Origin of the sequence: Prodigiosinella aquatilis, assembly GCA_030388725.1 — a bacterium.
Taxonomy (GTDB): Bacteria; Pseudomonadota; Gammaproteobacteria; order Enterobacterales; family Enterobacteriaceae; genus Prodigiosinella; species Prodigiosinella aquatilis.
Genome location: CP128857.1, coordinates 172,901 through 198,081 on the forward strand (window position 1 = coordinate 172,901; position 25,181 = coordinate 198,081).

The 25,181-nt window shown below is 50.8% G+C and carries 19 protein-coding genes, 1 pseudogene and 1 riboswitch; of the genes and pseudogenes, 6 read left to right on the forward strand and 14 right to left on the reverse strand.

Features of this window, described 5'->3' with window-relative positions:
* Positions 1–2,069: pseudogene (glyS, locus tag PCO85_00795) on the forward strand (glycine--tRNA ligase subunit beta).
* 214 nt (positions 2,070–2,283) lie between these two features.
* Here the strand turns inward: glyS and PCO85_00800 are convergent.
* From PCO85_00800 to PCO85_00865, 14 genes are all read right to left on the reverse strand, one after another.
* A complete protein-coding gene (locus PCO85_00800) occupies positions 2,284–3,285 on the reverse strand; it encodes a hypothetical protein (protein ID WJV54066.1) in 1,002 nt (333 codons plus the stop codon).
* Between the two features lie 367 nt (positions 3,286–3,652).
* Positions 3,653–4,564, reverse strand: a complete 912-nt coding sequence (locus PCO85_00805; GenBank protein ID WJV54067.1) for a dihydrodipicolinate synthase family protein — start codon at positions 4,562–4,564, stop codon at positions 3,653–3,655.
* A 42-nt stretch (positions 4,565–4,606) separates the two neighbouring features.
* Complete coding sequence (locus PCO85_00810) at positions 4,607–5,209, reverse strand: dihydroxyacetone kinase subunit L (GenBank protein WJV54068.1); 603 nt, start codon at positions 5,207–5,209, stop codon at positions 4,607–4,609.
* The gene (locus tag PCO85_00815; protein ID WJV54069.1) at positions 5,206–6,207 is read right to left on the reverse strand and encodes a dihydroxyacetone kinase subunit DhaK; all 1,002 of its coding nucleotides are present in this window, start codon (positions 6,205–6,207) and stop codon (positions 5,206–5,208) included. Before PCO85_00815 ends, PCO85_00810 begins: the two co-directional genes overlap by 4 nt.
* A gap of 37 nt (positions 6,208–6,244) precedes the next feature.
* Entirely contained in the window at positions 6,245–7,750 is a 1,506-nt protein-coding gene (locus PCO85_00820; GenBank protein WJV54070.1) for a tripartite tricarboxylate transporter permease, read from the reverse strand.
* Between the two features lie 9 nt (positions 7,751–7,759).
* Entirely contained in the window at positions 7,760–8,197 is a 438-nt protein-coding gene (locus PCO85_00825; GenBank protein ID WJV54071.1) for a tripartite tricarboxylate transporter TctB family protein, read from the reverse strand.
* Positions 8,198–8,236: 39 nt separating this feature from the next.
* Complete coding sequence (locus tag PCO85_00830) at positions 8,237–9,187, reverse strand: tripartite tricarboxylate transporter substrate binding protein (GenBank protein ID WJV54072.1); 951 nt, start codon at positions 9,185–9,187, stop codon at positions 8,237–8,239.
* A 70-nt stretch (positions 9,188–9,257) separates the two neighbouring features.
* Positions 9,258–10,478 (reverse strand): PfkB family carbohydrate kinase, encoded by a 1,221-nt coding sequence (locus PCO85_00835; GenBank protein WJV54073.1) that lies wholly within the window; start codon positions 10,476–10,478, stop codon positions 9,258–9,260.
* 326 nt (positions 10,479–10,804) lie between these two features.
* Complete coding sequence (gene uca, locus PCO85_00840) at positions 10,805–14,431, reverse strand: urea carboxylase (GenBank protein WJV54074.1); 3,627 nt, start codon at positions 14,429–14,431, stop codon at positions 10,805–10,807.
* Between the two features lie 90 nt (positions 14,432–14,521).
* Positions 14,522–15,157 (reverse strand): DUF1989 domain-containing protein, encoded by a 636-nt coding sequence (locus PCO85_00845; protein WJV55954.1) that lies wholly within the window; start codon positions 15,155–15,157, stop codon positions 14,522–14,524.
* 2 nt (positions 15,158–15,159) lie between these two features.
* Positions 15,160–15,879 carry an urea carboxylase-associated family protein gene (locus PCO85_00850; protein WJV54075.1) on the reverse strand — a complete coding sequence of 240 codons (720 nt, stop codon included), beginning with the start codon at positions 15,877–15,879 and terminating at the stop codon, positions 15,160–15,162.
* Positions 15,880–15,893: 14 nt separating this feature from the next.
* Positions 15,894–16,670: an ABC transporter ATP-binding protein gene (locus PCO85_00855; GenBank protein ID WJV54076.1), complete on the reverse strand. Its 777-nt coding sequence runs from the start codon at positions 16,668–16,670 to the stop codon at positions 15,894–15,896.
* Between the two features lie 12 nt (positions 16,671–16,682).
* Complete coding sequence (locus PCO85_00860) at positions 16,683–17,495, reverse strand: ABC transporter permease (protein ID WJV54077.1); 813 nt, start codon at positions 17,493–17,495, stop codon at positions 16,683–16,685.
* A 15-nt stretch (positions 17,496–17,510) separates the two neighbouring features.
* Positions 17,511–18,563 carry a putative urea ABC transporter substrate-binding protein gene (locus tag PCO85_00865; protein WJV54078.1) on the reverse strand — a complete coding sequence of 351 codons (1,053 nt, stop codon included), beginning with the start codon at positions 18,561–18,563 and terminating at the stop codon, positions 17,511–17,513.
* A 68-nt stretch (positions 18,564–18,631) separates the two neighbouring features.
* Positions 18,632–18,726, reverse strand: a riboswitch (guanidine-I (ykkC/yxkD leader).
* A 451-nt stretch (positions 18,727–19,177) separates the two neighbouring features.
* Between PCO85_00865 and PCO85_00870 the strand changes: the two genes are divergently transcribed.
* From PCO85_00870 to PCO85_00890, 5 genes are all read left to right on the forward strand, one after another.
* Complete coding sequence (locus tag PCO85_00870) at positions 19,178–19,888, forward strand: DUF3053 domain-containing protein (GenBank protein ID WJV54079.1); 711 nt, start codon at positions 19,178–19,180, stop codon at positions 19,886–19,888.
* A 492-nt stretch (positions 19,889–20,380) separates the two neighbouring features.
* Entirely contained in the window at positions 20,381–22,291 is a 1,911-nt protein-coding gene (locus PCO85_00875) for a PTS mannitol transporter subunit IICBA (protein WJV54080.1), read from the forward strand.
* A gap of 60 nt (positions 22,292–22,351) precedes the next feature.
* Positions 22,352–23,500, forward strand: coding sequence for a mannitol-1-phosphate 5-dehydrogenase (locus tag PCO85_00880; protein ID WJV55955.1), 1,149 nt, complete (start codon positions 22,352–22,354; stop codon positions 23,498–23,500).
* Between the two features lie 145 nt (positions 23,501–23,645).
* A complete protein-coding gene (locus PCO85_00885; protein WJV55956.1) occupies positions 23,646–24,176 on the forward strand; it encodes an MltR family transcriptional regulator in 531 nt (176 codons plus the stop codon).
* 137 nt (positions 24,177–24,313) lie between these two features.
* The gene (locus PCO85_00890; GenBank protein WJV54081.1) at positions 24,314–24,676 is read left to right on the forward strand and encodes a YibL family ribosome-associated protein; all 363 of its coding nucleotides are present in this window, start codon (positions 24,314–24,316) and stop codon (positions 24,674–24,676) included.
* Positions 24,677–25,181 lie beyond the last annotated feature (505 nt).

A 25,181-nucleotide genomic window follows, 5' to 3' on the forward strand; every position in this document is an offset into this window, starting at 1 on the left:
ATGACAGACAAGACTTTTCTGGTGGAAATTGGCACGGAAGAGCTGCCGCCGAAGGCTCTCCGTAATTTAGCGCAATCTTTTGCCGACAACTTTACGGCTGAACTGGATGCCGCCGGGCTGGTTTATCAAACCGTAAACTGGTTCGCCGCCCCGCGCCGGCTAGCACTGAAAGTGACTGGCATGAGCGCCGCGCAGCCCGATCGTGAAGTAGAAAAGCGTGGTCCGGCGATTGCCGCTGCCTTTGGCACGGACGGTAAGCCGACCAAAGCGGCTGAAGGGTGGGCTCGCGGTTGTGGTATTACCGTTGAACAGGCTGAACGCCTGGCAACCGACAAAGGCGAATGGCTGCTGTTCCGTGCGCAGGTAAAAGGTGCAGCGGCGCAAACCCTGTTACCGGGTATGGTCAGCAATGCGTTGGCTAAATTGCCGATCCCGAAACTGATGCGTTGGGGTGACAAAGAAACCCAGTTTGTGCGTCCGGTGCATACCGTGACTATGCTGCTGGGTGACGAACTGGTGCCGGGTACGGTGTTGGGTATTGATTCCGCCCGTACTATTCGCGGTCATCGTTTTATGGGCGAGTCGGAATTCACTATCGACAATGCCGACCAGTATCCGCAGATTCTGCTGGAACGCGGTAAGGTCATGGCTGACTACGACGTTCGTAAAGCCAAAATCAAAGCGGATGCCGAAGCGGCGGCCCACAAGATTGGTGGTAATGCCGATCTGAGCGACAGCTTGCTGGAAGAAGTTACCTCGCTGGTGGAGTGGCCAGTGGTGCTGACGGCGAAATTTGAAGAGAAATTCCTGGCGGTACCGGCAGAAGCGCTGGTGTACACCATGAAAGGCGACCAGAAATATTTTCCAGTGTATGACAATAACGGCAAGTTGCTGCCCAATTTCATTTTCGTCGCCAATATTGAGTCCAAAGATCCGCAACAGATTATTGCCGGTAACGAGAAAGTGGTGCGCCCACGTCTGGCTGATGCCGAGTTTTTTTCAATACCGACCGTAAGAGACGTCTGGAAGATCATCTGCCGCGTCTGCAAACTGTGCTGTTCCAGCAGCAACTGGGTACGTTGCGTGACAAGACCGACCGTATTCAGGTGTTGTCTGGCTGGGTAGCGGCTCAGATTGGGGCTGATGTTGAGCACGCGAAACGCGCAGGTTTGCTGTCCAAATGCGACCTGATGACTAACATGGTGTTCGAATTCACCGATACACAAGGTGTGATGGGTATGCACTATGCGCGTCATGACGGTGAAGACGAAAACGTAGCCGTTGCGCTCAACGAACAGTATCAACCGCGCTTTGCTGGTGATGAACTGCCGTCTTCCCCGGTAGCTTGTGCGCTGGCGATTGCCGATAAGATGGACACACTGGCCGGGATTTTCGGTATCGGTCAGCATCCGAAAGGTGATAAAGACCCGTTTGCCTTACGCCGTGCGGCTCTTGGCGCGTTGCGTATCATCGTGGAAAAACATCTGCCTCTGGATTTGCAAACGTTGACGGAAGAAGCGGTGCGTCTGTATGGCGACAAGTTAACTAACATTAACGTGGTGGACGATGTGATCGAATTCATGCTGGGCCGTTTCCGTGCCTGGTATCAGGAAGAAGGTCACAGCGTGGATACCATTCAGGCCGTGCTGGCGCGTCGTCCGACGCGTCCGGCAGATTTTGATGCCCGCATGAAAGCGGTGAGTCATTTCCGCACGCTGGATGCGGCGACCGCGTTGGCCGCTGCCAATAAACGCGTATCCAACATCCTGGCGAAATCCACAGAACCCTTGAACGACAATGTGCAGGCTGCATTACTGAAAGAGAAAGAAGAAATTCAGTTGGCGACGTATGTCACCGCACTCACCAGTAAGCTGGCACCGTGGTTTGCTGAAGGGCGTTATCAGGAGGCGCTGGTGGAACTGGCGCAATTGCGTGAACCGATAGATAGCTTCTTCGATAAGGTAATGGTTAACGCCGATGATCAGCAGGTGCGAATCAACCGCCTGACGCTGCTCAACGAACTGCGTAACCTGTTCCTGAAAGTGGCGGATATCTCTGTATTGCAGTAACGGTATTGAGTAGAAAAGACCAAACGGGGCTGCGGCCCCGTTTGAGTTTGATGACAAAATGGGTATAGCGGTAATAATGGGGAGATCATAAAGATGCCGCAAGTATCTCCCTGTAAGCTCAAGCCGTGCCATCCTTGGTGCGGATGCTGGCTTTCCTCTTCTCTCCCGTCGTCACCGTTCTGACGTCTTACATAGGTTTGTACGGTATACATGGTTAGGCGGGAATGCTGCCTGTATCGCTTGATATCTCCTGTATCACCTTCTGCACCCAGGTGGAGAGTGTATATTGGTTGTAAATCTCTTCTGGAATCGGTTTATAAGGTGAGTGGATAAAATCGGGATTGATATGCCAACTCTGATTCAAGATATGAATATTGTTATCGTTATAAAAATCATAATCCACAGTATGAGTATTGGAAGTAATCAGTTTGCGCTGATAAGCCATGGACTCATAAACACGAAATGACAACCCAGCCTGCTGGCCCTGTAGTAAATCCAGAATAGAACGAGAGTTATCTATTTCACGTGCAAGTTCATTACCCAACAATGGTTTATTGGCTATTTTTAGCCTGGTATCCTTTATCTGTTTTCTTTTCTTATCATTATCAGCATAGAAAATAATATTTGATGTGAGTTCAGGGTTCTGGTCCAGAAAATAGATAGCCTGTTTATACCTTGCTTCAGTAAAACTCATAATGGAAAAGACATCATATTCACAGTCCTGATAAAGCATATTACTTTTCCAGTCAGGCTCAATATAGTTGTTTATCTTGGTGAAGTGATATTGATTACAGTCTACATGATCGTAGCTGAGCACATGATCAAACTGGCTGAGATATAATGCGTTGTTGGGCGCTTTCTTCAGGCTGTCCCATAACACCGCGACCAGTTTTTGGCTATATTGTTGCAGTATCGCAAAATGTTGTTCGTTAAACAGCTTTGGCTCCGTCATGATGATGGTGTCAAAAGGTTCTCTGCCGATAAAGAAATTATGCAGGCCCAATGTGATCTGGTTATCGAGGGACAGACGTTTGTAATTCTTTCCGGTGATTATTTTATAGATTTTGGCGATGAACCAGTGGCGTGAATCAAAATAGGTAAACGTGGATAAATCACGATGATCAATATGGATAACGTCATGACCCTGTCTTTGCATCTCCTTGACGATTGGGGTAGCCAGATCCGCCCAGTTCGGGCAAATAAACAGCAAACGCATAATCCATCATCCTTAAAATGCCTACCGCCATGTTAATTCATGATGCAGTAAGAATAATTATTTGATGTCTACATCATAGTGACAATATATTTTTTATTTCGACAAAGTATAACATTGGATGATTATTTGAATCTATGCATACCAGGTGGCTATCGTCTCGACATCTATAATAGCCTTCATCTTCCAAGATACAGGTGTGCTGGCTTTCCTCTCTCACCCCCAGTCACATACCGGAGTATGTTCCTGGGGACTCACTGCGTTACCGCCTTCTTGCAACTCGAATTATTTAGGGTGTACCTGCTGGCTATCTCTCAATGCGTGCTAAAACACTCGCATAATGCTATTACGTTGCGCCAGACTTGGATTATTAATTCAGGGTCAGACTGACTCCACTTTCACGGCAAAGTTGAGTTAGTGCCTGACGCAGGGTAGTGACTTGTTCGGCATTCAGATCCAACTGTGGTTTACGCATGTGGCCGGCATTGAGCCCGCGGATGTTTAGCGCAGCTTTGAAAACGGCCATATTCGCGCCATTAGTCAGTAAATCGCCAAAACGTACCGCAATTGCTTGCCAGCGTTGCGCTTCAGCAAGGTTGCCCTGTTTGAATGCCTGATAAACCTTCACATAAGGTTCCGGGAATACACATGAACAGCCAGAAACGGTGCCATCGCAGCCCATGGTCAACATGCTGGCAAAGAGTTTGTCCGCACCATGCAACACGGAGAATCCCTCTGCTATATTGAGATACTCCACTGTGCGAGCCATATCGGCAAAACTGTATTTCACACCGACCACGTTTGTCGTGCGCGCCATAATATTTTTGATAACACTGGTTTTGAGATCGTTTGCCGCACACTGTGGAATGTTGTACAGATAAACGGGCATGGTTGTGGGAATGCTGTTCGCCACGGCAACAAAATACTCCTCCATTTCCGTATCGTTACAACCAAAAAACTGTGGCGTTACCACACCAATGCCTTGCGCTCCTGCCGCAACCGCGTGCTGAGCGAGTTCGATAGTATCGTCCTGGCGCATGCAACCGACATGGATAAAAACGGGAACTCGGTTTTTAGCGGTCTTAATGACCGTCTCGGCAATGGCTTTTCTTTCTGCCAGTGTCATTCTCAGCATTTCACCGGTCGTGCCACAGGGATACAGACAGTTAACTCCATGGCTGATCAGCATTTCAGTTAGCTGAGCCAAGGCGTCTATGTCAGGAGTATCGTCAGAAGTAAACGGGGTAACCATGGCGGTTGTAACGCCGAATAATTTTGTCATTTTTCTATCCTGTTAGGTGCAATTATGTGATCAAAATGGGGTTTACAAGGCATCGATCAGAACCTTTATCGCTAACATTCCGGGGTCATCCAGACCTTGTGATTTTTCAGGGAACATACGGGCGCGGCCCAGTAAATTAGGGCGGGGGCGAAATGTGTCCAGTGTTTGCTGGCAACTGAGCCTGGCGGCGTGCTTCATTTCATCGAACGTGCTGATCGATGTGAGCTCATTAGCCAGGGCGTTCACGATATCCAGGACTGATTTTTGGCCTAATTCACCTTTACCACGCTGTGTCATGGCCGTCACTGCGGTGGCGAGCAAAGGGGCAATATCACTACAGGAGAGCTGTTTTTTTCCCTTGCAAGATTTCGCCGCGGCCATAAAGGCTGTTGCCATGAGCGTGCCAAAAGAGGATGAACATGCCAGTTGAAATGATTTTGATAGAGTAAACAGTGCCGTTCCCCAGTCCTCATCGAGGTTTACACTATCTTCCCGTGCTTGTGTCCAGCCACGGGAAAAGGTTACTCCTAAATCACCATCACCCAGTTGAGCATCTGCTGCGCAAAGAAATGCCTGCTGTTCAAGTGCGGCTTGTTGAATGCGGGCGATGGCCTGTTTTAAGTGTTCGGTTGTCAGAGTGTTCATGCTGATACCGTCCAGAATGCGCATTGTGCGGGTTGCTGTAACAACGCCTTAAGTTCGGCATCCAACTTACATATCGTCAGCGTGGCGCCGGTCATTTCCATCGAGGTGGCATAGTGTCCGACTAGTGGCATGACCAGGGTGATGTCAAGCGCGTTTAAGCGTTGGTGTAAGTGGCGATAGAGAATATAGAGCTCTTCTGGCGGTGTTGCGCCAAGAGAGTTGACGAGCAGTGTTATTTCATCTCCCGATGCCAGCGGCATGTCGTCGAGCAGGCGTTGTAACATTTCGTCGGCGATTTCATCCGCCGATCTCAGTTTGTCACGCCAAATGCCCGGTTCCCCATGTATGCCGATCCCCATCTCGATCTCATCATCTGCCAGAGAAAACGTTGGCTGTCCAACGGCGGGAACCGTACAGGGGGTCAAAGCGCATCCGATAGAACGCGTGGCGTCTGCCGCTTTTTGCGCTACTCGGGCCACTTCATCCAGTGATGCCAACGTCTCAGCCATTGCGCCCGCCAATTTAAACGCATAAACCATGCCTGCCACACCACGACGTTTGTGTTTTTCATGCGGCGGAGCGGAGGCAACATCATCGCTCAGAAGTACGGTGCGGCAGGTAATATTCTTTTCAAAGTCAACGGTTTCGGCTGCCATATCAAAGTTCATGATATCGCCACCGTAGTTACCATAAAGTAATAACACACCGTTACCCTGGTCGGCATAGCCGATGGCCTGCGCCATCTGTATCGAGGACGGAGAGGAAAAAACGTCGCCGACGGCGGCGGCATCCAGCAACCCTTTGCCCACATAGCCGGTAAAAATAGGCAAATGTCCGGAGCCACCGCCCGTAACGATACCCACTTTCCCTTTTTGCGCGGGTGTCCGGCGCGTAATCACCCGGGGAACGGGTTGCTGATAATACTCACTATGTGCGAGGCATAATCCTTCCAGCATTTCATCAACATAGTGTTCGGGATGGTTCATTATTTTTTTCATACCACACTCCTTTTAAACGCTATTCCGATAGTCAGAATCAGGCTGTTTTTCGAAAGGATCTGATCAAGGCCATGACTTGCAGAACCACGACGATGAGAAATAAGAAGGCTAAAACACCGGCGACCGGGCGTTCGACAAATGCCAGTAGATTACCGTCAGATTTCAACAGGGAAGAGAGAAGGTTCTTTTCCAACAGCGGGCCCAGAATCATTCCGAGAATAATGGGGGCGATAGGGTAACCGTCTCGCTGTAACAGATAACCAATGATGCCCATGACCAACATGACAACAATGGATGCCATGGAGTTATTGATCGCATATGCGCCCACAATACTGAAAATAATCACGATCGGATAAACGATGTCTTTATTGACAGTCACAATCTTCTTCAGGAAGCTGACGACCAGCAATGCGAGGGGAATGAGTATCAGATTGGCGATAAAGAACAGGATAAATACCGCATACAGCTTTTCGGGCTGGAATAGAAAAAGTGATGGGCCTGGCTGCATATCCTTCATGTACAACACCCCAATGATGATTGCTGCGGCAGAATCACCTGGAATACCAAATACGAGAGACGGGATCCAACTACCCGCCAGACTGGCATTATTGCTGGATGAGGCATCGGCAATGGCATCCTCTGAGCCTTTCCCGTACTGCTCTGGTGTGGCGGATAATTTTTTGGACAACGCATAGGAGATCCAGGCCGCTATGTCTGCTCCGGCACCGGGGAGTGCGCCAATCAGTGTGCCAAGCACACTACTGCGAAGGATACTGAACTTGCGTCTTAGCAACAGGCTGCCCAACCCACTGAATATATTCAGAGACACTTTCTTTTCATCTAGTTGACTTACGCTGAGTGGGCGCTCTTTGAAACGATTAGCGTAGTATTCGATGGCTCCGGCGATAGCAAACAGACCTATCATGGCGGGAATAAAACTGATGCCTTCCAGCAGCGCCACCTGTCCAAAGGTAAAACGAGCCTGGCCGGTAAAATCATCATAGCCGATGGTTGATAGTGCCAGACCGAGGAATAGCGCCAGCATACTTTTTACAATTTCCTGACCGGCAATTAATGTGGCGCAACTAAGACCGAGCAACGCCAGCCATACGTATTCAAACGAACTGAAATTCAAGGCAAATTTGGCCAATCCAGGCGCGGCAACCGCCAGAATGATTGAGCCAATAACCCCGCCGATAACTGAACTGACTAAACCTAATCCCAATACCCGGTTGGTTTTTCCTTGTAAAACCAGCGCATGTGCATCATCAACATAGGCCGCAGAAGCGGGAGTTCCTGGAATATGTAATAGTGCCCCCGGAATATCGCCAGCATAAATAGATGACGCGCCGACGGAGATCATTAATGCAATGGCCGGAATCGGATCAAGAAAGAAGGTGAAAGGCACCATTAGCGCCACCGCCATTGTGGCGGTCAGTCCGGGAATGGCACCAACGAACAAGCCAAATAATCCGGCAGCAATGATTGCCAGTATGGCACTTAGATTAATATATGAAAAAGCATTAATCAGCAGATCCATCATCGCTCCTGGTTAAAATAATTTACCGGCAGGTAATGCTACCAGTAGAACTTTGGCGAATAAAAGATAGATAAGCGATGAAAATACAATAGCGAGTATTGTCATCCATATCCGATGCGTTTTGATAAATTTTAACATCAATGAAAATAATATAATGCTGGTGGTAATAATAAATCCAAGATAGTCGACAAATAATAGATAGAAAATAATGGGTGTAATAACAATAACACTGCCAGTGATGGTCATGGTCTTATTGGGTAATGACCGCGATTTTTTCACTGCTTTTATACTAAACTCTAATAGAGAAAATATAATAATACCGACACCCACGAATGCTGGCATAAATCCAGCGCCAAAATTACCAATATCCCTTAAGACATATTGACTATAACCCAGTAGGAAACAGCCGAAAGCAAAAAATATTACAGGTGAGATAAGTGTTTTTTTCATTTTTCTTCAAGTGCTACCTACGTAGCACTCTCCGGTGTATTACTCTGCTTTTAACAATTCGCCGAATTTCTGGTCTTCCTGAGCCATAAACTGAGTTACATCATTGCCATATAATGCACTGACTTCAAATCCTTGCTTATTGGCAAAAGATTGTAATTCTCCTGACTGGTAGACTTTTTTCATCGCCGCAATCAATTTATTCTCTATATCACTCGGCAACGCTTTGGGAGCGGCTAATACATTCCAGGCAGTTAATGTCCAGTTATAGCCGGTTGCTTTTTTAAACACTGGAACATTGGCATAGAGTTTTGACGGTTCCGGTGACATTATTGCCAGATGGCGAACCATTCCGGCATCAACCATACTTTTCGCTTCGCCTGGCGATGAAGTGATGAAATCAATTCCCCCGGAAACCAATTCCTGTAATGCGGCGCTTGATCCCTGAGACGGAATATATTTCACGCTACTGGCGGGCAGACCGGCGCTTTTCAACATCCCCAGTAGATTAAGGTGCCAGATGGAATTTAATCCACTGCCTGATGCTTTCAACTTACCTGGATGTTTTTTGATAAAGTCGATGAGTTGGGTGGCATTCTTGTAAGGCGAGTCTTTCGCTACTTGCAATCCACCATAGATAACGGCCAGTCGGCTGATTGGTGTGTAATCGGCGTAAGTAAGATCAGTCATTTTCTGATGATGCATCAAGGCAATTTCTGCCGTGACCACACCAAGGGTATAACCATCCGGCGCGGCTCGTTTCAGGGCATCATGCCCGACTACGCCGCTGCCGCCAGTACGGTTAACTACGTTGACGTTGACGCCCAGTTCTTTCTGTAATCCCTGAGCAACCAACCTTGCGACAGTATCGGTATTTCCTCCCGCGCCCCAGGGGACAATTATCGTAATGGGTTTATCGGGCCATGCGGCAAATACGGAGCTGGATGTTAATATTGTTGCCAGAGTTAATAACTTAATCATTGATTTTTTCATACTAATCCTCGTTATACAGGTAGGGTAACGATTTTAATAAATTCCACTGGTGCTATTTTTATATAATTATTTAATTGCCATGATGCATTTCTAAACGACGAGTGACTTTTTCATGAGTTGGCATGTTAGATACCCCTTCGTGTTCAACAAATACCGCCGTGAATGCTAATGCATAATTTACCGCGTCAATAAGTTGAGAACCTTTCGCCAATTCAGCCGCCAGTGAACCGTTAAATGCATCGCCTGCACCCATCGCATCAACCATGACTGAAGGTAGTGCCGGCAAATGTTGGAATATACTTCCATCAAAAACCAGGCACCCTTTTTTCCCTAAATTAAGAATGACTTTCTTTTTTTCAGGTCCGGCTATATTTTTCATGGCTTTCTTAGCCGAAGCTAAATCGCTTATTTCTATACCTGACCATTTTTGAGCTTCAATTTTGTTGGGTATAATATAATCAACATAGGGATAAATCATTTTTGCTTCATTTGAGTAAGGCGCAGGATTGAAAATGATCTGAGTCCCTACTGAATGAGCAAATTTAACGGCTTTTAGCTGCGCCTCAACATTTATCTCGCCCTGTATGAGTAATATATCTGTATCGCGTAAATAGAGGAGGACCGCATCTATCTCTTCCTGCGTTATCGTAATATTTGCGCCAAGATAAACGGCAGTAATATTACTGTGCGTTTCTTGCGAAAAATAGGTCATGGCGCTGCCCGTGGGTACGGTTGACGACTGGTAAAGCGTGAAGGAGTCAATACCTGAACTTACCAGGTGGTCATGTGCATAAGTACTGAAATGATCACACCCGACTTTCGCAATAAAATGAACATTTCCTCCAGCCCGGCTGGCAGCCAATGCCTGATTAGCCCCTTTCCCCCCTGGCCCGAATCGATTTTCCTTTGCCATAAGAAGCTCACCTTCCAAAGGAAAGTGGTCAACAACAGCAATGATATCCACAGAGAAGGATCCTAAGACACAAACCTTACCAGAGACGGGATGACCCTTGTCTTTGTACAGAAAATCCTGATTTTTACTCACTAACTCTTGCATCAACGCGCTGACATTCAACCCCATTGTCTGCCATGACAAGGGTTTGACCACATGTTCGACAATCATGGCACCACCGTGGCAGCGTTGAACCAGGCCACTTTCTTCGAGCTGAGTGAGATCACTACGAATCGTTTCTTTCGTGACGCCATACTGCCTGGCAAGAGAGGTTACCGTTGCCTGGCCCTGACTACGTAGTGTGTTAAAGATTTTTTTTCTACGCTCTTCAACGAACATGGTTGCCTCCGGTAACTGGAATAGAATGTTAACAGAATGATAAGGGGCGAGTTGCGAGGTTCATCAAAGGAGAGTGTAAAAAGCAAAAGCAAAACCAAGTTTAAAATGTGATGCATTCCACAGTAATAGCCTGTTTTATTATTTCATCTGCTGTTTATTTCTATTTATCAATAAATTGTATTTATTGTGCCACATGGTATTGCTGATTCTCCCTTATGATTTTTTGTCTGCTCAGGCTCAAAAGCGACCGGCCGATGGTTGATCAGCCGGGCGTTTTTGATTAGCGGATTACCCGGTATGCGTGGCGAAATGCTTGCCTGGCAGTATCATGCCGCGCTGGGGGTAATCAGTATCAGCAATTGTCCCGCCTGCACCGGGTGACCGGGTTGGTGTTGTAACGTGTGAATCGTCCCGGTTACTGGCGCGGTAATCGGGATTTCCATTTTCATCGACTCCAGGATGCCCACCGTTTGCCCCGCGTTGACCCTTTCCCCCGGTTTTACCAGCCATTGCCAGACGCTGCCTGCCACCTGACTTTCCACGCCGCAGCAGTCATCCGGAATCACCTCGTCAGTGCTGTCAGTGTCGTGCAGGCCGCTGTCGAAAGTGAACTGGCCGCCGGCGCGCCAGCGCGCCAGCTCTTCATCAAACGCCTGTTGACGACGCTGCTGAAAGACGTTAATCCCGTCCTGCTGTTCGATCAGATTCTGCTGATAATCTGCCAGACAGAACCGGCCTTCCTCTGTCCGTAACGGATAATCCCCCCACGGAAAGCGTTCACGGATCGTCAGCAGCTCGTCCGCCGACACCGGATAAAAGCGAATCTGATCGAAGAAACGCAGCAACCACGGTTGGCGGAAGGCGTCGGTTTGGCGATCCCGGTTCCACATTTGTAGCGTACGACCAACAAACTGGTAGCCGCCAGGGCCTTCCATACCGTATACACACAAATAGGCTCCGCCAATACCGACAGAATTTTCTGCCGTCCAGGTACGTGCCGGGTTGTATTTGGTGGTGACCAGCCGGTGGCGTGGGTCGATCGGCGTGGCGACCGGCGCACCGAGATAGACATCACCCAGTCCCATCACCAGATAGCGGGCGTCGAAGACTATATCTTTGACCTGATCCACTGAATTCAGCCCATTGATGCGCCGGATGAATTCGATATTACTCGGACACCAGGGCGCGCCGGGTCGTACTGATTGTGTATAACGGGTGATGGCTTGCTGACAGGCATCGTCATTCCAACTCAGCGGCAGCCAGACGGTGCGGGATGGCACGGTTGCGTCACGCAGGTCGCCGAGCGCGTCATCAGCACGCCGTAAGTGTGCCAGCAGGCGATCTCGCGGGCATTGCAGGCTATCGAAATGCACCTGTAGGGAACGGATGCCCGGCGTCAGTTCCTGTTGTCCCGGCAATGGATGCTGCTCCAGCCACTGCATCAGCGCATGTACCCGAAAACGCAGGGCAATATCCAGTTGCTGTGCGCCGTATTCCAGGAGCACGAAACGGTCACCCGCGGCCAGACACATAACGCCGGGGCGCTCACCTTGTGCGGGCTGACTGAACAATACCGGTGAAGGACGGCCTGGTTGTGTTTCATCAGTTAAACACTCATCAGCCAGATATAAACTCTCATCGTCCAGGCACCGTCCGGCGGCGATGGCGGTTTCCGCCTGCTGCGCCAGTGCGTCAGCCTGTGCCAGTGTTACCGGCACAAAGCGGATGTTGTCACCGGCTTTGAGTTGCCCGAGTTTCCACAGATCGGCGGCAATCACTGTGGCCGGACAGACAAACCCGCCCAGCGATGGACCGTCCGGCCCCAGAATTACTGGCATGTCACCGGTAAAATCCACCGTACCAAAAGCGTAGGCATTGTCGTGAATATTTGACGGATGCATACCGGCTTCGCCACCATCACGGCGCGCCCATTGTGGTTTAGGGCCAATCAGTCGGACACCGGTACGGCTGGAGTTGTAGTGCACCTGCCAGTCAGCGCTGAAGAAATTATCGATATCTTCGGATGTGAAATAGTCCGGTGCCCCGTGTGGCCCGTAAATCACCCGCAACTGCCAACGGTTACTCCAGTCCTCCCGTGCCGCGCTCGCCGGTTGTTCCTGGGTTTGCGGTGCTGTCAGATGCAGTGTGTCTCCGGCGCGTAGTGGGCGTCCGGCGTGGCCGCCGAATTTGCCGAGAGTAAACGTGCTGCGGCTGCCGAGATACGTTGGGCAAGTCAGGCCGCCGGCCAGCAGCAGGTAACTACGACAGCCCGCGCCACGAATGTCACCGAGAGTCAGTGTCTGGCCACGACGGGCATTGCACACCTGCCAGCCAAGTATCGGTTCACCGTCCAATTGCGCACTGATGTTCGCTCCGGTGATGATAAAGGCGCAATCATGGTTAAAGCATAGCGTCGGGCCGCGCAGGGTAATTTCCAGCCCAGCGGCATCAGGCGCGTTACCCAATAATTGATTGCCCAGCCGGAATGAACGGCTGTCGAAGGGACCGGAAGGCGGCACACCGACATGCCAGTAGCCGGTACGGCCAGGCGAATCCTGAAGGGTGGTGAGGGTGCCACCGCTGATTACCTCCAGCGTGGCGGGTTGCCATAGCACATTGCTCAGCGTGGCGGTAATGATATTACCTTGTTGGATCTCGGGGAGTGTCAGCAGATGGCGCAGCCAGGCGAGATTGGTTTCGATACCGTACAGCGAGGTGGCATCCAGCGCCTGCGCCATACCATGCAGTGCAGCAGCGCGGTCAACGGCATGGACAATTACTTTCGCCAGCATCGGGTCATAAAGCGGCGAAACGTCGCTGCCATTGTCCAACCAGTGGTCAATTCGCAGTGTTGCGTCGGGAAGGTTATCCGGGAAACACACTTCACTCAGCAGACCGGCGCAGGGCTGAAACTGTTTGGCGGGATCTTCCGCATACAGTCGTACCTGAATGGCATGACCGCGAGGCGTGGTGTGTAGGCTGGTCAGCGGCGGCAGGCAACCGGCGCCGAGCTCCACCATCCATTGCACGATATCAACGCCAAACACCTGTTCGGTGACGCCATGCTCTACCTGCAAACGCGTATTCACCTCCAGAAACCAGAATTGCTTCTGCGTTTCATCGTAGACGTATTCCACGGTACCGGCGCTGCGATAGTTGACCGCTTGGCACAGCCGGACAGCGGTGGTCTGCAATTGTTGCCGTATCTGGTCACTCAGACCGGGAGCCGGGGTTTCTTCGATGACTTTTTGGTTACGGCGCTGGGCGGAACAATCGCGCTCCCCTAATGCCATCACGTTGCCTTGACCGTCGCCAAATACCTGTACTTCGATATGACGGGCGCGGGCGATGAATTTTTCCAGAAACACGCCGTCATCGGCGAAATTATTACCCGCCAGCCGTTTTACACGGGTAAACGCGTCAACCAACTCAGCTTCATCGTTGCAGCGCTGCATGCCGATGCCACCACCACCGGCGGTACTTTTCAACATTACCGGATAGCCAATCATCCGTGCCTGTTCACCGGCGCTCGCCAGTGAGGTGAGCAGCTCGCTGCCGGGCAGTAATGGAACCTCGTTTTGTCGGGCCAGTTCACGTGCCCGATGTTTGAGGCCAAAGGCCGATATCTGTTCCACTGTCGGACCGAGAAACACCACGCCCGCCTGTTCACATCGGCTCACAAAACCGGCATTTTCACTCAGAAAGCCGTAACCGGGATGAATCGCCTGCGCCCCGCTTTTGGTGGCGATAGCCAGTAATTTTTCCTGATTCAGATAGGTATCCCGCACCGGACCGTCGCCCAGTGGCCAGGCTTCGTCCGCCTGACGAACATGCAGGGAATGGCGGTCCGCCTCGGCGTATACGGCGATGGACTGCACACCCATTCTTTTCAGGGTACGGATGATACGCACGGCAATGGCGCCACGGTTGGCAATCAGTACGCGCTCAAACATGACAGAATCTCTTACGGGCAGGTCGTCCTGCGGAGTACAGACGCATACAGTGGGTCGTCCCACGCGTCAGTATGTTCCGGAAGTTATGTCTTACCAGATGGCAACGTCAATCGGAGTAGGGTTGTAACCGTTACACGGATTGTTGAGTTGCGGGCAGTTGGAAATCAACACCAGAACATTCATTTTTGCCACCATTTCCACATATTTTCCTGGCGCGGAGATACCGTCAGCGAACGTCAGCCCACCGTCTTTGGTCACCGGGACATTCATAAAGAAATTGATATTGTGGGTGATGTCGCGCCGGGTCAGGTTGAACTCCGGATGTTCTGCTACTGCCAACATCCAACTGTCGCGGCAGGCGTGCATATGGCGTTTTTCCAGATCGTAACGCACGGTGTTGCTTTCGGTAGCGCAGGCGCCGCCGAGTGTGTCGTGGCGGCCACAGGTATCCGCCACAATTTCCAGCATCGGGCGGTCTTCACTGGAACGCAGTACGCTGCCGGTAGAAAGGAACACATTCCGCTGGCTGCGTAATGTGTCAGTCACGCTATAACGCTCGGCGGTGTCGTCAGCGTTAAAAAACAGCGTGTCGGCCGCTTGATTACCTTCCAGATCGGTAATACGCAGCGTTTGCCCTTCCATTACGCGGTACAGCCAATAATCACCGGCGTTAATGGTGCGACGATAACCGGCGGTGTGGATATCTCGGTTGCTGGTCTGGATCATCATCAGACTCCTTGTGGCAGTTCGGCCAGATAATAAAGCGTGTTATTGCGCAACCCGCGGCGGTTTTCTGCACGTTCGAGACACAATGCCGGCAATGGCGCTCGTTCATGATCGATGGTCAATGCCACCGGATGGTGTGGATAGTCGCTTTCCTGACTGAGCGGATGTGGGCAGGTATGCATGATAACCAGGGTATCCATGGCAAAACGCAGTATTACACTGGCTCCGGCCTGGCCTTGCTGTTCCAGTTGCAGTGTACCGTCTTCGGCGGCGCTGACGCGGGCGAAAAAGTTGACACAGGCGGCCATATCCCGTTTGCCAAGACCATATTTCGCCAGTTCCACCAGAAAGCTGTCATAGCCGTTTTGATGCCGTTCGTTGCGGGCCTGCTGATAGTCCAGCGTGCCGAACTGTTTGGCAATGTGTGCGCTATTCGCGGCACCGCACACGGTTTCGTGCCAGCCGAAACTGTCAGCTTCAATACCACAGAAAATGCGCCCCATGTCGGAATAGAGACAATGCCCGGCCGTGAGACGGAAAGTGTGCTGGCACTTCAGTGTATCCGGCGCGTTATAGCGTTCCAGCAGGTTTTCCGGGTTGTAAAACAGCATACCGAGATTGGCGCCACCTTCGGTATCGGTAATCCGCAGCGCGGTGCCCCGGCGCATGATCAGCGACCAGTGCGACCCGGCGGGTAGCTCGGTTTGGTAACGTTCATTCATGGTTTTTCCTCCGTTCAGGCGACGCGTCGCCCTTCCATCAGTTCCCCTACGGAGTCGCGCACGCCAGCTGGGGCGCGATCCAGTGGGATATCGTAAGTAATGCTCGCGCCCCAGGCTTCGGGAGCCTGCGGGTCGTGGCGGATTTTGTCGAAAACCCACAGCCGCGATCCGAGAGAGAATCCCTCCTTCAGATCGTGGGTGATCATGAAAATGGTCAGACGGTATTCCCGCCACAATTGGGTAATCAACTGATGCATTTCACTGCGGATACCCGGATCCAGGGCGCCAAACGGTTCGTCCAGCAGCAGGATCCGCGGATGTTTAATCAGTGCCTGAGCCAGCGCCAATCGCTGTTGCATTCCACCGGAGAGCTGATGCGGGTACTTGTGCTGTGCCTGCTCCAGACCGACCTGCTTAAGCATAGCCTGTGCCTGCGTGCGGATGACCAGGCGACGTTTTCCCCACACGCGGCCCAACCAGCGGGCCGCAGTAAATTCGGCGCCAAGCATCACATTTTCCAGCACACTGAGATGGGGAAAGACGGAATAGCGCTGGAATACCACGCCGCGGTGTTCATCTGGTTCCTGCGGGATGGGCGCGCCGTCCAGTAACAGTTCTCCGCTGCTGGGACTCTCCGTTCCCAGCAGCATATTCAGAAATGTGGTTTTTCCACAGCCGGAAGCACCAACAATAGAGACAAATTCACCCTCTTCTACAGACACGTTGAGCTGTTCGAGCACCACCTGTCCGTCATAGTGTTTTCTGAGATTTTTAAGCGTTAACAATGCCATGACGACTCCGGGTTATTTGGCGTAATACCATGGCCAGCCACGACGGCTGATGACCCGCAACAGGTAGTCCAGCGCAAAGGCCAACAGCGTGATCCACGCCACATATGGCAGGATGACATCCATTGCCAGATAACGGCGCATCAGGAAAATACGGTAACCCAGCCCATCGGTGGCGGAGATGGCTTCCGCGGCAATCAGGAACAACCAGGCTGAACTTAATGACAGGCGCACTGCATCCAGCAGGCGCGGCATCAGTTGCGGCAGGATCACGCGCCATAAAATCTGTGCGCTATTGCCACCGAGGGTTTGCGCTTTCACCAATTGTTCCCGTGGGATGCTTTGTACATGCAACTGCAAATCGCGGATGATGAACGGCGTAATGCCCACCACGATCAACACCACTTTGGAGACTTCCCCCAGTCCGAAGCAGATAAACAGAATCGGTAGCACGGCCAATGGTGGGATCAGCGCAAACAACGTAATCAGTGGTGACAGTACCGCCCGCACCGATGGCAGTGCGCCGCAGAACAGGCCGAACACCAGCGCCAGCATCGCGCTCAGCGCTACTCCGGTGAGCAGGCGTAGCAGGCTGGCGGCGGTGTCCACCCAGAGCAAATACTGACCAGTGCGATCATTGGGTTCAAACGCCATACGGTGGATAGCGTCTGCCATGGTGCTGAGACTGGGCAGCAATTTGTCGGCCGCGTTGACGGCTAGCCGGGCGTCGGAGGCCATCAGATAGAGCAGTAACAGCGCCAGCAGCGGCAGAAACCCCATCATCCCGCGTGTTAGCGGCACTGGCTGGTAGTTGATTAGTTTGCGCATCTGGCGTCTCCCGGATTACAGCTTGTTGGCCACCGCCAGCTTCAGAAATTCGTCGCTGAAGCGCAATTTGACATTACCTGTATTGCCCCACAGTCCGGCTGGTGTAGAAACGCCCACCACGTCGGCACTGGGTGCACCATCGCCCAACAGACCGTGACGGAATGAAAATTCAGCGACCGACTGCATGGTGGTTTTCAACTGAGGACTGCCTACGAAATCCAGCGTCAGTTGTGGTGTGGTGAAGAGATGCGTTGCCGCCAATTGAGCGTCGAAACCGGCCAGATCAGTGCCGGAGTCCTGCCCCATAAAAGTACGAGCGCTGCGGGCCTTGGCTGAGTCGCCGGACATCGTCCGCAGCGTTTCATACCAGGCGCCGGTCAGTGCCTTACCCAGTTCCGGATGTTTTTTCAGGGTTTTGGTATTCACGACCAATAAATCGAGGATTTCACCGGGAATCTGGGCGGAAGAAAATACCAGGTGACTGTCTGGTTGTTTTTCAGCTTCGGCCAGTAGCGGGTTCCAGGTAACGATGGACTGTACGTCTTTGGTTCCGAAAGCGGCTACCAGGTCGGCATCCGCCGTGTTCACCACCTTAACGTCTTTTTCCGTCATGCCGCTTTTTTCCAGTGCCCGAGCCAATAAATAGTGCGACACGGAGAACTGTACCAAATTGATGGGTTTGCCTTTCAGGGCATGGAGGTTGTTGGCACCTTTGATCAGGATGCCGTCGTTACCATTGGAATAGTCGCCGACAATCAGCGCGGTACTGTCAACACCACCAGCAGCCGGGATCGTCAACGCGTCCATGTTGGTCATGGTACAGCCGTCAAAACCACCGGCGGTGTATTGGTTAACCGATTCGATGTAGTCGTTGACCTGAACAAACTGGATATTAATGCCATATTTGTCGGCCCATTTCTTGACGATACCCTGTTGCTGGGCGTAATCCCAAGGCATCCAGCCAGCATAAATAGACCAGCAAAGTTTAAAGCTGGGTTTGGCTGCGAGGGCAGTGGTACTGAATAGTACAAAAGCGCAAAGAAGCAATAAGCGTTGAATTGTTTTCATAATGACGATTCCTCTGACGTTGGGCAGCAATAAAAAGCAGGAGGGCGGCGAGCATCTATCTCGCTGTATCCTCCCGGGCTTTTATCCCGCCGTGTAACCGCCAGAGGGCGGTCGGTTACTCTCGGACCTGCGTCGTTAAACCGGAACCCTAGTAACCCATTACCAAATTGTCTGACGACACCGGTTGCCCGCTATCGCTCCTGCCATATCAAAGGTAAGCAATAATCTTGCCAGCTTGTGTTCAACCTTGAATCAAGGTCTGAATGGCCGGGTGTTGTCCTGGTTATCCACGGGCAAGAATGCCTTGTCGACCCATTTTTTATGGACACGGTCTCGCGCTGGCTAACCTGGTCTTTTGTGGTGTCACTCGCCCGTTGGGGGGGTGTTTCTGCACTGTAACTGTGCAGGAAACTATCTATTCGGTGCATGATTCGGTGCATGGAATTTGACAAATAAAGCGTAGAATGAACAGGCGTCACCGTTGGTGAGGTGCGACATCTGTTCAAAATACGTGTTTTTCGCCCTGCGGATAAGTGGGGTCGTCTATGCTTAGCGTAGTGAGTGAAAAGTATCGTATTTAAACACTGCGGAGTGATAAAACGGGAGTAGTAGACATGTTGGCGGATTACCGTTCACGCTGGCTGTTGCCAGTGATTATGTTTTTTATGGCATTACAACTTACAGCCTGTGGCGACAAAGATAAGGAGCAGCGTCAGGCGTTTACTGCCTTCTTGCAGAGTATTCAACCACAGGAAGAACGGCAGCTCCCTGTGCTGACTGAACAGCAGAAGCAGTCTTTCGGACATTACGTTCAGGATTACGCTGTCTTGACCACTTTTAACCGGCAACTGCAACAAGTCGTCGCTGGCAGCCTGAAACCCATGCTGGAGCAAGTTTCTCATATTCGTGTGCCACAGGATTATATTTCTCAGCGCAATAACCTGCGTCAACTGATTGGTGCGTTGAATTTGCTGGGGCAACAGTCACTGAACGCGAAAACGCAGGCCGATAATGCCAGACAGGCACTGAAGCAGCCTGAAGATCTGAAGTTGGTCTATGACAAACTCTATAACCGCGTGGTCGTTAAGCCGGCTACGGCGATGATATCCATCGTGCCAGACAGTGTATCGTTTATCCAAAGCCTGATTAAGGTGGGGGATTATTTACAATCGCAGGGTAATCAAGTGGTTTTCAACGATTCCAATGTGCAGTTTCACACGCAGCAGCAAGTGGATCAGTACAACGGTATGATGTCGGACCTGGCGACACAGCAACAGAATCTGGTTAACGCCTTGAAGGGGCAAAATCTGGTAGCGAGCCATTAGACGAATAATGCCGATTGGTTAACCGGGATGCCAGAGGAGTCCCAGGGTATGGTGCTCCTCTGGTGTTCCTGATATTGACTTACCTCGATCGTGTTATGTGAGGCCGTTTGCTTGCAAGGGCCCAATGTGTCGGTTCGTCATCCGCCGAACCCGTCAGAACAAAAAGTTATTTGTGATTTAAGTCACATAATAAGAACAAACCCCCAATTCAAAAATGTGACATATATCACTTTTTGGCTCTCTCGAATTGAATGAATTTCATACAAAATGGCCTTTTTATTGTAATTTTGTGAAGTTAATCACCTATTTGTATCGGTGTTGTAGGGTGAATGTGTGATTTTTGTCACATTCACCCCATGGAGTTGCGGTATGAAAATAGCGTGTTAGAGTCGCGCTGCGTACAGTAACACTGACGGGACATTTCACGCCGTCTCACGATAATTCTCACGCGCATTTTCCTCGGCGTGTTTTATATAATAGGGGTGTATTTTTATGCTCTCACCAGATACTAGGGTCAAAATACAGAATTTTGGCCGCTTTCTGAGCAATATGGTGATGCCGAATATTGGTGCCTTCATCGCCTGGGGTATTATTACTGCGCTGTTTATCCCGACTGGATGGATTCCCAACGAAACATTGGCCAAGTTAGTTGGCCCGATGATTAAGTACCTGCTGCCGTTGCTGATCGGGTATACCGGTGGTCGTCTGATCGGAGGAGAACGTGGTGGTGTGGTCGGTGCGATTACTACCATGGGGGTCATTGTCGGTGAAGACATTCCAATGTTCCTCGGTGCCATGATTGTTGGTCCGCTGGGTGGCTGGACGATCAAGCGCTTTGACAAGATGGTTGACGGCAAAATCAGAAGTGGTTTTGAAATGCTGGTCAACAACTTTTCTGCCGGTATTATCGGTATGCTGCTGGCGATTCTGGCCTTTCTGGCGATTGGGCCGCTGGTAGAAATCTTGTCGCAGTTCCTGTCTTCCGGTGTGCATCTGATGGTGCAACACAATCTACTACCGTTGGCATCAATATTCGTTGAACCGGCAAAGATCCTGTTCCTCAACAATGCCATTAACCACGGGATTTTCTCACCGCTGGGCATCCAGCAGGCTGCTGAAACCGGCAAGTCCATTTTCTTCCTGATTGAAGCCAACCCAGGGCCGGGGATGGGCGTACTCATGGCCTATATGTTTTTTGGCCGGGGCAATGCCAAACAATCAGCACCGGGTGCCGCTATCATCCACTTCCTGGGGGGGATTCATGAAATCTACTTCCCTTATGTGTTGATGAATCCGCGTCTGATTCTCGCGGTCATCCTGGGTGGTATGACGGGTGTGTTCACGCTGGGTGTACTCCATGGTGGTCTGGTTTCTCCGGCGTCGCCGGGATCCATTCTGGCCGTACTGGCGATGACGCCCAAAGGTGCTTATTTCGCTAACATTATGGCCGTTACTGCTGCATTTGCCGTGTCTTTCGTAGTCTCCTCGATTTTGCTGAAAAGCACCAAAATCAAGGAAGGCGATGATCTGGAACTGGCGACCCGCCGCATGCAGGAAATGAAATCCGGCTCAAAAGGCCAGGCCGCGACCGGTGTGAGTGGTGATCTGAGTACGGTGCGCAAAATCATCGTCGCCTGTGATGCCGGTATGGGTTCCAGCGCCATGGGGGCTGGTGTGTTGCGCAAGAAGGTACAAAATGCCGGTCTGAAAAATATTAGTGTCACCAACAATGCCATCAATAATCTGCCGGATGATGTCGACCTGGTTATTACGCACCGTGATTTAACGGAGCGCGCCATGCGCCATGCGCCGCAGGCACAACATATTTCGCTGACGAATTTCCTGGATAGCCAGTTGTACAGCGATCTGGTCGCCCGTTTGCAGGCCGCACAGTCAGAACAACATGGTTCACCAGACGTTATCTCTGTGGTATCGGAAAGTGAAACCAGTCAGCCGGCGTTGTTTCAACTAACTGCCGCAGACGTGTTCCTGAATCAGCAGGCCAGCGATAAAGAGCAGGCGATCCGCTTTGCGGGTGAACAGTTGGTGAAACGTGGTTATGTTGAACCGGAATACGTGGATGCCATGCTGGAGCGTGAAAAAATGACCTCCACCTATCTGGGTGAGTCTATCGCGGTGCCGCACGGGACAATTGAAGCGAAAGATCGGGTGATTAAAACCGGTGTGGTGTTCTGTCAGTATCCGCAAGGGGTGCGTTTTGGTGCCGAAGAGGATGAAGTCGCTCGCCTGGTGATTGGTATCGCCGCCCGTAATAACGAGCATATTCAGGTTATCACCAACCTGACCAATGCGCTGGATGACGAATTCGTGATTGAACGCCTGGCGCAGACTCATGATGTACAGGATGTTCTCGACCTGTTGTCCGGTAAAAAGAGTGCCTGACGAGCAGCGCCGCCTTCGGGCGGCCTCTTTTTATGTTTTGTCTTGAAAGGTTAACGCATGATGAAAGCATTACATTTTGGTGCCGGTAATATCGGCCGCGGATTTATTGGTAAGCTGCTGGCCGATGCCGGTATCACCCTGATATTTGCTGATGTGAACCAGCCGTTGCTGGATGCCATCAATCAGCGAAAAAGCTATCAGGTTCATATCGTTGGCGAACAAATGCAGGTGGACACCGTTAATAATGTCAGTGCGGTACACAGTGGTAGCCAGCAAGCCATCGATCTGATTGCCGACGTTGATATGGTGACGACGGCGGTTGGCCCGCAAATTCTGGAGAAGATTGCCGGCACCATTGCTCAGGGTCTGGTGAAACGCCATGACAACGGCAACCAGCAAGCGCTGAACATTATTGCCTGTGAAAATATGGTGCGTGGCACCAGCCAGTTAAAACAACAGGTGCTAAAGCATCTGCCGGAATCGTCTTTGGCGTGGGTGTCAGAACATGTTGGTTTTGTTGATTCCGCCGTGGACCGGATTGTGCCACCGTCAGAAACTGGTAGCGAAGACCCGTTGGCTGTGACGGTGGAAACTTTCAGTGAATGGATTGTGGATGAAACGCAGTTTAACGGTCAGCCCCCAGCTATTACCGGTATGGAGTTGACCAATAATCTGATGGCGTTTGTGGAGCGTAAGCTGTTTACGCTGAATACCGGTCATGCCATTACTGCATATCTGGGGCAGCGAACCGGACATAAAACTATCCGTGATGCTATTCTCGACCCGGAAATCCGCCGTGTGGTGCAAGGCGCAATGGAAGAGAGTGGTGCGGTGCTGATCAACCGTTATGGTTTTGATGCCGATAAACATCAGGCTTACATCCAGAAAATCCTTAGCCGTTTTGAAAACCCGTATCTGCATGATGATGTGGAGCGTGTCGGACGCCAGCCATTACGTAAGCTGAGTGCGGGTGATCGTCTGATCAAACCGTTGCTGGGAACGCTGGAATATGGGTTGCCGCACGATAATCTGGTCATCGGTATTGCGGCGGCGATGCACTACCGCAGCGAACAGGATCCACAAGCAAATGAACTGGCGGATTTGCTGCAGAAATTGGGACCACAGGCCGCATTGGCACAAATTTCCGGCTTGGATGCTGACAGTAAGGTTGTCGGACAGGCAGTGAGTGTGTATAACGCCATGCAATGATCGGCGCGTCTCGGCTCAAGTCAGGTTTTGCCCTTGCTTTCTCTATCGGGTGCGTTTGAATAATGAATAGTGTGTGCCCGTGAAAAAACGTGTTTTGCATAGCAAGGGCAAGGCTGTGTGCGAGGTTAAAGTACGAGAAGTGACGATGGATGAAACTCAGGCATTTGAAAACCGGGTATTGGAATCGCTAAATAGTGGTAAAACGGTGCGAACCTTTATGCTGACGGCCGTTCAGTTGCTGGCGGAAGCTGTCAGTATTCTGATGTTACAGGTATTTCGCAAAGATGATTATGCCGTGAAATATGCCGTCGAACCGTTGTTATCTGGTACCGGGCCGCTTGGTGAGTTGTCAGTACGGTTGAAGCTGATTTACGGTCTGGGCATGATCAGCCGTAAAGAGTATGAAGATGCTGAACTGTTGATGGCACTGGGGGAAGAACTGACCCATGATGTCCACGACTATCGTTTCACTGACGATGAGATTTTTGGCCCTGTCAGTGAACTTCACTGTGTTGTCAACCTGCCGTCGCCGCCCGCGCTGCCAGCAAGTGGTGATCCTGACGACAATATGCTGATTGCCATGCAGCAGCAGCGTTATCAGCAAATGGTTCGTTCTACACTGGTACTATCGCTGACCGAACTTATCTCGCAAATCAGTCTGAAAAAGGCGTTCTAACCCTTTCCCTCGCGTTAGCATTAACGTGTGTGCCTCCATTTGCCATGGCTTGTTTAAATGATTCCCTTCGTTTCTGCATACACTGGGGTTTGGTGTATGCTTATGACCATTATTTTGATAAAAAAACAGGTTTAGTGATGAAAAAGCAGGAAAAGGCCGAAATTAAACGCTTGAGCGATCAACTGCATGCGTTAACGCTCAAACAGGCTCACTTAATTCAGCAAGGTGAAGCAGACGCGATTACGGAGAATCAGGTAGCTTGTGAGAAACTGGCAGCGGAGATCGAACGGTTGCGCAGTGTCTGCGATCAGAAACTCAGCAAAGAAGCACAAAAACTGACTGGTTTACCTTTTCACCGGACGATAACCAAAAAAGAGCAGGCTGATATGGGGACGTTGAAAAAAACGGTCCGTGGATTGGTGGTGGTACATCCCATGACCGCCCTGGGTCGTGAAATGGGTCTGAAAGAAATGACGGGGTATGCGCCGAAATCGTTTTAATGTCGGGTCAATCGTTTGCCACTGACGATCTGGGCGTCTGTTCATTCCACCCCGTCCACGAAAATGGGGGGAGTATCGACATAATTCACACTGGGATGAGAAATGGATTGCCGTTTTTTAACTGACGGATGGCGAGTATATACACTTCGGTGGTATTAACTTTATTGATTAATGTATCTTCTGACGCTTGGTCAAGCGTCAGCCATACCCTTCCCATTTACACCGGTCATCTTTCTAGTTGCAGGTATGTTGGCTGCGTTCGATTACTCCGCCCATCCTTGGGCCTCTCCCCTTTGGGGCCGCTGCAAACAGCGTTCAAATCTGCTCCCGGTAGATTTGTCACCCGAATCACTTACCTGAGTAAGCTCATCGGGACTCTCTCTTGCCGCCTTTCTGCATCTTGAAATCTATTGGGTATAAAATGTAGTAATCTTGATGGTTTCTCAAAATCAGTGAGTGATAAATATATTAATCCTGATAGTTATCATTATGTTCGAGTATTATT